This is a genomic window from Thioclava indica (genome assembly GCF_000714545.1).
Classification (GTDB): domain Bacteria; phylum Pseudomonadota; class Alphaproteobacteria; order Rhodobacterales; family Rhodobacteraceae; genus Thioclava; species Thioclava indica.
Map to the genome: position 1 here is coordinate 34,351 of NZ_AUNB01000027.1, position 10,163 is coordinate 44,513.

The 10,163-nt window shown below is 60.1% G+C and carries 8 protein-coding genes and 1 pseudogene; 3 read left to right on the top strand and 6 right to left on the bottom strand.

What is annotated here, in order from left to right:
- Window positions 1–3: 3 nt before the first annotated feature.
- Both DT23_RS09545 and carA read right to left on the bottom strand, forming a co-directional pair.
- Window positions 4–2,085, bottom strand: a complete 2,082-nt coding sequence (locus tag DT23_RS09545; RefSeq protein WP_081847063.1) for a glycosyltransferase — start codon at window positions 2,083–2,085, stop codon at window positions 4–6.
- Window positions 2,086–2,202: 117 nt separating this feature from the next.
- Entirely contained in the window at window positions 2,203–3,369 is a 1,167-nt protein-coding gene (carA, locus tag DT23_RS09550; RefSeq protein ID WP_038130745.1) for a glutamine-hydrolyzing carbamoyl-phosphate synthase small subunit, read from the bottom strand.
- 167 nt (window positions 3,370–3,536) lie between these two features.
- On the opposite strand from carA, the gene DT23_RS09555 reads away from it, so the two are divergent.
- Both DT23_RS09555 and DT23_RS09560 read left to right on the top strand, forming a co-directional pair.
- Complete coding sequence (locus DT23_RS09555; protein ID WP_038130747.1) at window positions 3,537–4,001, top strand: GatB/YqeY domain-containing protein; 465 nt, start codon at window positions 3,537–3,539, stop codon at window positions 3,999–4,001.
- 49 nt (window positions 4,002–4,050) lie between these two features.
- The gene (locus DT23_RS09560) at window positions 4,051–4,467 is read left to right on the top strand and encodes a hypothetical protein (protein WP_038130749.1); all 417 of its coding nucleotides are present in this window, start codon (window positions 4,051–4,053) and stop codon (window positions 4,465–4,467) included.
- A 3-nt stretch (window positions 4,468–4,470) separates the two neighbouring features.
- Here the strand turns inward: DT23_RS09560 and DT23_RS09565 are convergent, their stop codons facing one another.
- The 4 genes and pseudogenes from DT23_RS09565 to lipB form a co-directional block, all read right to left on the bottom strand.
- Window positions 4,471–4,995: a DUF2244 domain-containing protein gene (locus tag DT23_RS09565; protein ID WP_038130751.1), complete on the bottom strand. Its 525-nt coding sequence runs from the start codon at window positions 4,993–4,995 to the stop codon at window positions 4,471–4,473.
- A 132-nt stretch (window positions 4,996–5,127) separates the two neighbouring features.
- Window positions 5,128–6,801, bottom strand: coding sequence for a cytochrome c oxidase subunit I (ctaD, locus tag DT23_RS09570; RefSeq protein ID WP_038130752.1), 1,674 nt, complete (start codon window positions 6,799–6,801; stop codon window positions 5,128–5,130).
- A 247-nt stretch (window positions 6,802–7,048) separates the two neighbouring features.
- A complete protein-coding gene (locus tag DT23_RS09575; RefSeq protein WP_038130754.1) occupies window positions 7,049–7,477 on the bottom strand; it encodes a c-type cytochrome in 429 nt (142 codons plus the stop codon).
- Window positions 7,478–7,592: 115 nt separating this feature from the next.
- Window positions 7,593–8,273: pseudogene (gene lipB / locus DT23_RS09580) on the bottom strand (lipoyl(octanoyl) transferase LipB); the annotation flags it as partial.
- Between the two features lie 187 nt (window positions 8,274–8,460).
- Between lipB and DT23_RS09585 the strand changes: the two are divergent.
- Window positions 8,461–10,149 (top strand): peptidoglycan-binding domain-containing protein, encoded by a 1,689-nt coding sequence (locus DT23_RS09585; protein ID WP_051697183.1) that lies wholly within the window; start codon window positions 8,461–8,463, stop codon window positions 10,147–10,149.
- The last annotated feature ends 14 nt before the right edge of the window (window positions 10,150–10,163 follow it).

Consider the following 10,163-nt stretch of genomic DNA (forward strand, 5'->3'; position numbering starts at 1 on the left):
CGCTTAGTCAATCAAGGGTGCGCGTGCGGTGCGTGGGGCAGGCTTTGAGAACTGGTCACTGACCAAGGCGATGGCGGGAATTAAGCTTGTTTCGCTCAGTGCTGGCCCTAACGCATCATGCGATTGCGCGGTGTCAAAGATGCCGTGATGGGTTTTGTCCCAGTAAAACGGCATCGCGATCACCTCATAAATTGCCTTCCACCCCGCCAATGCGCCAAGCGGAAAATAGAGATGCAGCGAGGGCACCCATTTGATTAGATGGCGGTGTTCCTCGTGGCGCACGGCCCACATGCCAGCGGCGATATTGATCAGTTCCGAGGCCACGAACAGCGCCATCATCGGCCAAAACAGAACGGCTGGCATGTTGGACGCAATCGGATGCCACAGGCCGAACAGCGTGATCCAGAAGCTCCACAGAACCGGTGCGAGAATGTATTGCGATAGCGAGCCAAGGATCAGGATTTGCACGCCGATAAACCGCTTGGTGCCAAGATCGCGCCAAAGCTGCAGCGGGTCGCGCATATGCACCGACCACGTCATCGCATAGCCCTTGAGCCAGCGCGAGCGTTGCTTGACCCACGGGATCGCGCGGCAATTGGCCTCTTCATAGGTGACGGCAGGGATCAGTTCGGTGCGATAGCCGTGGCGCGCCAGACGCACGCCCAGATCGGCATCCTCAGTCACGTTATGGGCATCCCAGCCACCCAGTTTTTCCAGCGCATCACGGCGGAAAAACAGGGTCGTTCCCCCCAAGGGCACCACGAACCCTAGCCGCGCGAGACCCGGCAGAAACATCCGGAACCAAGTCGCATATTCGATCGTGAAACAGCGCGACAGCCAGTTGGTGCGCGGATTGTAGTAATCGAGAATCCCTTGCAGGCAAGCCACCTCGGCGGGTGCCTGTGCGAAGTGGCGCGCCACGATATGGAGCTGATCGGGTTCGGGCGCATCCTCGGCATCCCACACACCAATCACCGAGCCACGACAAAAGCTGAGCGCGTAATTCAGCGCGCGCGGCTTGGTCTTGATCGGGCCGTCGGGCACGCTTACGACGCGCATCCAACGCGGCAATTGCGTGCGCGCCAAAGCGTCGCGCGTGATCGTATCGCTTTGCTCGGCTACAAGAATGACGTCCAGCAATTCGCGCGGATAGGTCAGCTTTCCCAACCGCTCGACCAGCCGCGCCGCGATGTCGTTTTCGCGAAACAGCGGCACCATCACCGAAATAATCGGCAGGCGCGGCGGTGGGCCAGCCTTTGGACGGCGCTCTGGAACGGGACGCGCGTCGGCCTTGCGCAACGCGCTGAATTCGGCGGCAAAGGCCATCAGCTTTAGCCCCATCGAGGCGATCAAGGTCAGCATGACCCAGCCAAACAGCGCCCCAAAAATCCATTGCGGCGCAAACAAAAGACCCAAGCAAGTCAAAATGACGAACGCCGTTGCGATCCGCGCGGCTCGGGCCTCATTATGGGTGCGACAGCTTTCGGCAAGATCGACCTTGACCTCGGCGCGCCGGATCAGCGCGGTTTGGCGGCGGCGCAGCAGGCTTTCATGGACCTCACGCTCGGGGGCAAGCATCATGCGATAGGGGGCGAATTTGGCGGGCAGCTCTGATTTCAGCGCTGCAAAACTCTCGGGGCGCGCGGTGGCGATGACGGTATGCCCGCCGATCTGACGCCAAGGCACCATCGCCTGCGCCAGACACAGCTCTGCCCCAAGCGCGTCAATCAAGCGCGGGTCGGGGTGCTCGCGCGTCAGATCAACGACAGAGACCTGCCATTGCCGCGCCAAAGCGGCCATCAGGGCGGGCTCATCAACCCAACCATGGGTGAGCAGAATATCCCCGAGACGGACGTCTTCGCGTTGGCGCAGCGCAAGCGCCTTGAGCAGGTTGCCCGGCTCGACCTCGCCCATTTCCAGCAGGATCTGGCCCAGTGGCGTGCGCAGCGCTGGCCCCGAATGAGATTTCGGGAACACCCGCTGCCGGCGTGGTGCGGGCGTTACGTTTTGCTGCGACGAAAGCGGCGGCGCATCCTGTGCGACACTTTCAAACGGTTCCACGATACTTGCCTTGGCCTGCGCCATGAGTCGCCCCTAACCACTGTCCCGCACTCAACATGCGGACGCAGGGTTAACGGGGGGTTAACGCATCAAGGGCATTGCGTGGCATTCGCGCCGTGAGGGCGCAAAAATGCCACGAATTCAACCGGCTTTGCGCGTGCGCATCGCATCGGCGAAGCGTTCAAACAGGTAATAGCTGTCTTGCGGTCCGGGGCTGGCTTCGGGGTGGTGTTGCACCGAGAAGACCGGGCGATCTTGCAGGGCGATGCCGCAATTGGAGCCATCAAACAGCGAGATATGCGTTTCAGTGACACCCTCAGGCAGCGTTTGACTATCGACCGTAAAGCCGTGGTTCATCGAGGTGATCTCAACCTTGCCGGTGGTCAGATCTTTCACCGGATGGTTGGCCCCGTGATGGCCGTGACTCATCTTGATCGTCTTGGCCCCCAGTGCAAGCGCCAGCATCTGGTGACCAAGGCAAATCCCGAAAACCGGCAGTTGCGCTTCGAGCACACCATTGATCATCGGCACGGCATAAATACCTGTTGCCGCAGGATCGCCCGGACCGTTGGACAGAAACACGCCATCGGGGTTCAGCGCGAGCACATCTTCGGCAGTCGCGGTTGCGGGCAGCACAGTCACATCGCAGCCCGCAGAGGCCAGACAGCGCAGAATGTTGCGTTTCGCACCGTAATCGATCGCGACAACCTTAAGATCATTGCCCTTGGCGGCCGTGTAACCCTCGGGCCAAGCCCAACGCATCTGATCCCAGTGGTAGCTTTGCGCGCAGGTCACGTCCTTGGCCAGATCCAGCCCCTCAAGCCCCGACCAATCGCGCGCCTTTTTCACCAGCGCTTCGATGTCAAACTCGCCATCGGGATTATAAGCCAGCGCGACATGGGGCGCGCCTTGCTGACGGATCGCGCGGGTCAGGCGGCGGGTGTCAACGCCACCCACGCCGATGCGCCCGCGTTTTGCCAGCCAGTCCACCAGATCCTCGCTTGCGCGCCAGTTGCTTGGCTCGGTCGGGTCCCATTTGACCACCATGCCAGCCGCCACCGGATCGCCGGTTTCATCGTCATCGGGGTTCACGCCCGTGTTGCCGATATGGGGAAAGGTAAAGGTCACGACCTGACCCGCATAGGACGGATCGGTCATGATTTCCTGATAGCCCGTCATCGCGGTGTTGAACACCAGCTCGGCCACCGTTTCACCGGTTGCGCCAAATCCGCGACCATAAAAGAGTTGTCCATCCGCCAACGCGATCAAGGCGGTGGGCTTTTCCGATGCAGTCTGACTTGCAGGCATGGCGCGACTCCCCGAGGCAAAATTCGACGGAACTTAGGCGCGCGCCACGCGCGGGTCAAGGGCTCGCGAGAGATTTGTATTTATCAACGAAATCAATAATTTGCAGCGGTTGTGCGCATTTCGCAAAGCGGCTATTCTGGCGGCTTGCTGCATAAAGGACGTAGATTATGCAAATGCGCGAACAGATCGCAACGGCGCTGAAGTCAGCGATGAAGAACAAGGATCGCGAGCGGCTTTCGACGCTGCGCTTGATCAATGCGGCCATCAAGGACCGCGAGATTGCGATGCGCTCGGAAGGCGAGGGTGAAGGCACGGTCGGTGATCCCGAAGTGCTTGCGATCATGGGAAAAATGGTCAAGCAACGGCAGGAAAGCGCGCGCGCTTATGAAGAGGGCGGGCGGCTGGAACTGGCCGAAAAAGAGCTGTCGGAAGTCGCGGTGATCGAAGATTTCCTGCCCCGCCAGCTGAGCGAAGATGAGGTGTCAGCGGCTATTGATAGCGCGATCGCCAAGCTCGGTGCAGATTCGATCCGCGATATGGGTCGCGTAATGGGCGAGCTGAAAGCGCAATTCACCGGCCAGATGGATTTCTCGAAAGTCGGCCCGCAGGTCAAGGATCGCCTCGCCTCGTAAACAGGCGGGCGTTTGCTTTTGCGGCTATGTGCGTGAGGGGGCGCGCGATATGTTCAACCGCTTGAAACTGCACGTGTTGGGCGTGTCAGCACTGCTTGGCGCTTGCGTGCCCACGGCGGGGTTGGACGAGATCAAACGCAGCTATCCTGACAGGCAAATGTTTCAGTTCTCCTCCCGCGTTGCTGGCGGGGAACTGGGCTATCTTTGTGCGCCCGGTGTAACGCCGCGCGCGACCAAAGCCCGTGCGCGCAAGGCGCATGCGGCTTATGAGGCCGAGATTCGCACCTATGGTGACACCTTTGCCGCAGAGCTGGTGGGGGCGCTGACGGCGGGCACCTCGCCAAAGGCGGCCACGCGAAAGGTCAATGGCGACAGCGCGGTTTGGGCGCGCCAAGCGGCCCTCAAGATTGAGAAAACCTATCAATGTCTGCCGATTTCCGGCCCCGGTGTGGGCGTGCAGGATTAGGCGCTAAAGCGGGTCTGGCACACTCGCCTTGGCGATGTGGCGGGTGAGTTCGCCGTGTAAATCGCGCCGTTCCTCGGGAGACAGAAACGCGCCGATCTCGACCTCGCGCGGACCGCCAAGCAGCGTAAGGTAGTTGGGCACCGGGCCACCCTTGACGTGCATTTCGACGCGGACCCAATGCGGGTTGGCCTCCCAGTCGCGTGCTTCGGCGCGCCCCGGATCGCGACGGATCAGGCGCAGCTTTTGCGGGCTGAAGGACAGCACCTCGCGCACTTCGCCGGTGCGGTAGCTTGCAGAGATCGCCCACCAGACCCCGGCCACGGTTGCCATGACGAAAGGCAAAAGCCACCACAGCTCCACCCGCCCGAGCACCGCAAAAAGCGGCAGGCTGATCAGGGTGACGAAGATCACGATGAAAATCACAAACCCTTTGCGCGGCAAGGAGCGGTAAGGCCACAAATGCAGCTCGGTTGCGGGGGCATCCGCTTGCCCCTCGGTGGGGGCGGTTTCGATCCAGCGATAGGGCATTGGCTCTCTCGGTCACGCGGGCTTTCAGACTAACGCGGGTTGCAGGTCCCGCAAAGCGTCACGCGCGGGTTGCAACAAAAACGGCCCCGGATTAATTCGGGGCCGTTTCAAGTTCAGGAGACGGGAGCCCCGCTAATGGGAATGGGCGTGATCCCAGTCCTCACGTTTGGGAAGCTGCTCGAACGTATGCTCGGGCGGCGGGCAGGGCAGGGTCCATTCCAGCGTATCTGCATATTCGTTCCAGTAGTTGTTCTCGGTCACGCGCTTGCCGAAGAACAGCGTGTAGAACACGATGCCGATGAAGAAGATGAAGCTGGCAAACGAGATGAACGCGCCGATCGAGCTGACATAGTTCCAAGTCGCGAACGCCTCGGGATAGTCGATGTAGCGGCGCGGCATGCCCTGACGGCCCAAGAAGTGCTGCGGGAAGAAGATCATGTTCGAGCCGATGAACATCGCCCAGAAATGCACTTTGCCCGCCCATTCCGGGTATTGCCGCCCCGACATCTTGCCGATCCAGAAATAGATCCCGGCAAAGATCGCGAACACAGCGCCAAGCGACATCACATAGTGGAAGTGTGCCACGACGTAATAGGTGTCGTGATAGACACGATCAAGCGGCGCCTGGCTAAGAACCACGCCGGTCACGCCGCCGATGGTGAACAGGAACAGGAACCCAAGCGCCCAAAGCATCGGCGTCTTGAACTGGATAGACCCGCCCCACATCGTTGCGATCCAGCTAAATACCTTCACGCCCGTGGGCACCGCAATCACCATCGTCGCCACCATGAAGTAGCTTTGCTGCGTTAGCGACAGACCCACCGTGTACATGTGGTGTGCCCAGACGACAAAGCCCAGCACGCCGATTGCCACCATCGCATAGACCATCGGCAGATAGCCAAAGACCGGCTTGCGCGAGAAGGTCGCGATGACGTGGCTGATGATGCCAAAGCCCGGCAGGATGATGATATAGACCTCGGGGTGACCGAAGAACCACAGGATGTGCTGATACAGGATCGGATCGCCACCGCCCGAAGGATCAAAGAAGGTGGTGCCGAAATTGCGATCCATCAGCAGCATGGTGATCGCGCCCGCCAGAACCGGTAGAGACAGCAGGATCAGCCACGATGTGACAAAGATCGACCAAGCAAACAGCGGCACCTTATGCAGCGTCATGCCCGGTGTACGCATGTTGAGGAACGTGGTGATCATGTTGATCGCGCCCAAAATCGAGCTTGCGCCAGAAACGTGCACGGCAAAGATCGCCAGATCCATCGAATAGCCGGATTCATTGGTTGAAAGCGGCGGATACAGAACCCAGCCCACGCCAGACCCCATGCCACCACCGCCACCCGGCGCCAGCAACGAAGCAATCCCCAGCGAGGTGCCTGCCACATACAGCCAGTAGCTGAGGTTGTTCATCCGCGGGAACGCCATATCCGGCGCGCCGATCTGGAGCGGCATGAAATAGTTGCCAAAGCCCCCGAATAGCGCGGGAATCACCACGAAGAACATCATCAGAACGCCGTGATAAGTGATCATCACGTTCCAAAGGTGCCCATCGGGGGTGCATTCCTCGGCCGCGTTCGCAATGAAACGCGCGCCTTCCTGGCACATGTATTGCACGCCGGGCTCCATCAGCTCGAGGCGCATATAAACAGTGAATAGAACCGAGATCAGGCCAACAAAACCTGCGGTAAACAGGTAGAGGATGCCGATATCTTTGTGGTTGGTGGACATGAACCAACGGGTAAAGAACCCGCGGCTGTCATGCGCACCATCGCCGTGAACGGCTGCGTCCGCCATAGTAAACTCCCATATCTCCCTGCAGGCCGGGGTCTCCCTCCCATGGGCCTGAATAGGGTGACGTTATGGGGATTTCGCGCCCGTCGCAAGAATTCAGGACACGTAAGCGTGAAAAATTGTCGCAGGGGCGTGAGGTTTTTGCAGAATCGTGAATATTTGCATGTCGTTGCGCCGACCACGCTCGTTTCGACGAAAAAAGGCGAGCCCGAAGGCCCGCCTTTTCAACGTCTCATCGCGCAAGCGCTGCTTAGCTAGCTTCGCCCGGCGAAACCTCGGGGGAGGCAAGATAGGCGGCGATATCGGCCTGATCTTTCTTCTGCTTCCAGGTCATGCCCGATTTGGCTTTGGGATCGCCGGTTTTCTCTTCGAGATAGGTGGACGGATCGGTCATGTATTCAGCGATGTCCGCTTCGGTCCAGACGGCACCGGTTTCGGCCAGCTCTTTGATGCCGTCCTTGTACCTAAAGCCTTCTACCGAAGCGACCGGGCGGCCCACGACGTTATAGAGGTTCGGGCCAACCTTGCCGCCTTTAACGATGGAAGTGCCATCGGGCGCAGTGATTGCGTGGCAGGCTTTGCACTTTCTGAATTCTTTTTCCCCTTTGGCGACGTCCTGCGCGAAAGCAGGGCCAGCCAGAGCGATGGCGGTGATCGTGGCAATCAGGCTAAGTTTCATCGCGTAATCCTTGTTTTATGTGAGTGTTGCGGGTCCTCCCGACCCGGCTTTCACAGACAGTCACGCTGTCTTGATGGCGTTCATAACATGCAAATCGGGGGTGATGTCAGTAAATTTATCGCGCGTGAGCAGGTTTGTCCCCGAATGTGCGCGCGAATGTCGCAGCCAACGCTACGTCAAGATCGACCATCGTCGCAGGAATCCCCAAATCGACAAGGCTGGTCACGCCATGGTCGCGAATTCCGCAGGGGATGATTCCCTCGAAATGGCTGAGATCGGGGTCAACATTTATCGAGATGCCGTGAAAGCTGACCCATCGGCGCAGTTTGACCCCGATCGCCGCGATCTTGTCTTCGGCGGGCATACCATCGGCACCCAGCGGCTTTTCAGGGCGCGTGACCCAGACGCCCACACGCCCGTCGCGGATCGCGCCGCTGACGTTGAATTCGGCCAGCGCCGCGATCACCCACTCCTCAAGCTGTTGCACGAATTTGCGCACATCGCGCCCGCGTTTGTTCAGGTCCAGCATGACATAGGCGATGCGCTGGCCCGGCCCGTGATAGGTGTATTGCCCGCCGCGCCCTGCCTCATAAACCGGGAAGCGATCCGGATCGACAAGATCGGCGCGCTTGGCCGAGGTGCCCGCCGTATAGATCGGGGGATGTTCGAGTAGCCAGATCATTTCATCCGCTTCACCCGCGTGGATTTGCGCAACGCGGGCTTCCATGAAAGAGAGCGCCTCGTCGTATTGCACGGGAGCCTCGCTGATACGCCACTCAACCATGTCGCTATCCTTTCTGAGGCTGGAATTCCTTACCTGACGTCAATTTTGCTTGCCATAAACACGGTTCAAGCGCCAAAATTCACACAATCGTGACGCGTGCATGGCACCTTCGACAGTCGGCGGACCCGCCTTGCGCTGCGAAAATGGCTTTTGCCGATGAAAATGCAAGGCCGAAATTCTGGGATTGGGGGATCAAGAGATGAAACATAAGGCTTTGATTATCAGCGCGCTGTCGCTGGCCGTCACGTTTGGGCCGGTGGGTCCGGTTGCGGCGGGTGGCTCTGATATCGTTGGCGGGGTGATCGGTGGTATCATCGGCGGTGCGATCGTCAATGAGGCGAATCGCAATCGGACCACCCGGACGCGCACCGTCACTAAACGCTATTACAAGAAACCCACGATGTCCTCGGCGCAGCGCGAGCAAAATCGCGAAGTGCAGACCTCGCTCAATCATTTCGGCTGGAATGTGGGCACGCCTGATGGGGTGCTGGGGCGCAACTCGCGCGCGGGTGTGTCGCAATATCAGGCCTATATGAAGTTCCCGATCACCGGCAAGCTGGGGGAAATGGAGCGCACGATCCTGACCACCGCGTATCAAAAGGCGCGGCTGGGCGGCTCTGCGGTTGCGCAAACCGTTTCAAACCATCCCCAAGGGATGCGCGGTTTGCTGATCGAAACGCGCGAGCAGATGCTGGGCGGTTCGGGGTCGCAGACCTACGCTGGCGGCACGATTGGCGGTCTGCCGCCCGAGGTGTCGGAAGCCGTATTTGAAATCGCCCACAACTCGAATGTGCAGCCCCAGCAGTTGATCGCGCGGGCGGGCTTTGTGCAGCTGGCCGATATGAATGCTGACGGGCGCACGGATTATCTGCTGGATACTTCGGTTCTGGGGCAGGGGTTCTGGTGCAATGGCAACAATTGCGTCGTGCGGATTTTCGCCTCGACCCCGCAGGGCTATGAGCGCAACGATTTTCAGGCCGTCGGGGCCACGCCTGCGATGTTCACCTGTCGTCAGGCGATTTGCCAAAAGCTTGATCAGACCGCGCCGGTGATGGCGGGCGCGCCCGGCTCGAACCTGTCCACCCAACCGCAGGGCTTGCCCGATACGGTGATGACCTCGACCACGCAACCGCAGGTGCCTGCATTTGCCGCGCAGGTTGCGGCGGCCCCCGCGATGCCGTCGTTTGCAACAGCAGAGCCCACGGTGTCGTTGGCCTCTTACTGCGCCAAGGTCGGGCTTGTGACCTCGTCCAATGGTGGGTTCATGACCGAAGCCGCGCTCAGCGATGCCGATCAGGCGCTGGGCGAGCAGTTCTGTCTTGCGCGCGGTTACGCAATCGACAGTGGTGAGGCGATGGCGGCCAAGATTTCCGGCTTCACGCCTGATCAGGTGGCCGCGCAATGCCGCGATTTCGGCGCGTTGCTGAAATCCGAGGTGGCTTCGGCCGGGATCAGCCCGCGCGATGTGGTGATTGATAAGGTCAAAGCCTTTGTTGCAGGCTCGGGCATGAGCCCCGCGCAATTGACGGGCACCGCCAAGATCTGCCTGTCGGTCGGCTATCGCACCGATGATATGGGCGTGGCGATGGGCTCGGCGCTGGTGCTCAGCGCGCTGGGCCAAGATGGCTACGGAGAGCTGATCGGTCACCATTTGGTGCGTGGCATCGGCACGCAGGAGCGCCGCGATCTGGCGCTGGGCTGGTATGAAAAAAGCGCCGCAGCCACGCCGGTCTTTGCCCCTGCGCAGCCTGAACGCAATGGTCTGATCCGCAAGGCGGCGCTGATGATCAACGGTCACACGCAGGCGGCCCCGGTTCCGGCAGCGTCCGTCACGCCCGGTTTTGCCGATATGGCGGCGGATCTGGTCACCACGGGGGCCACGCAGTAACGCCAAACTCTTGC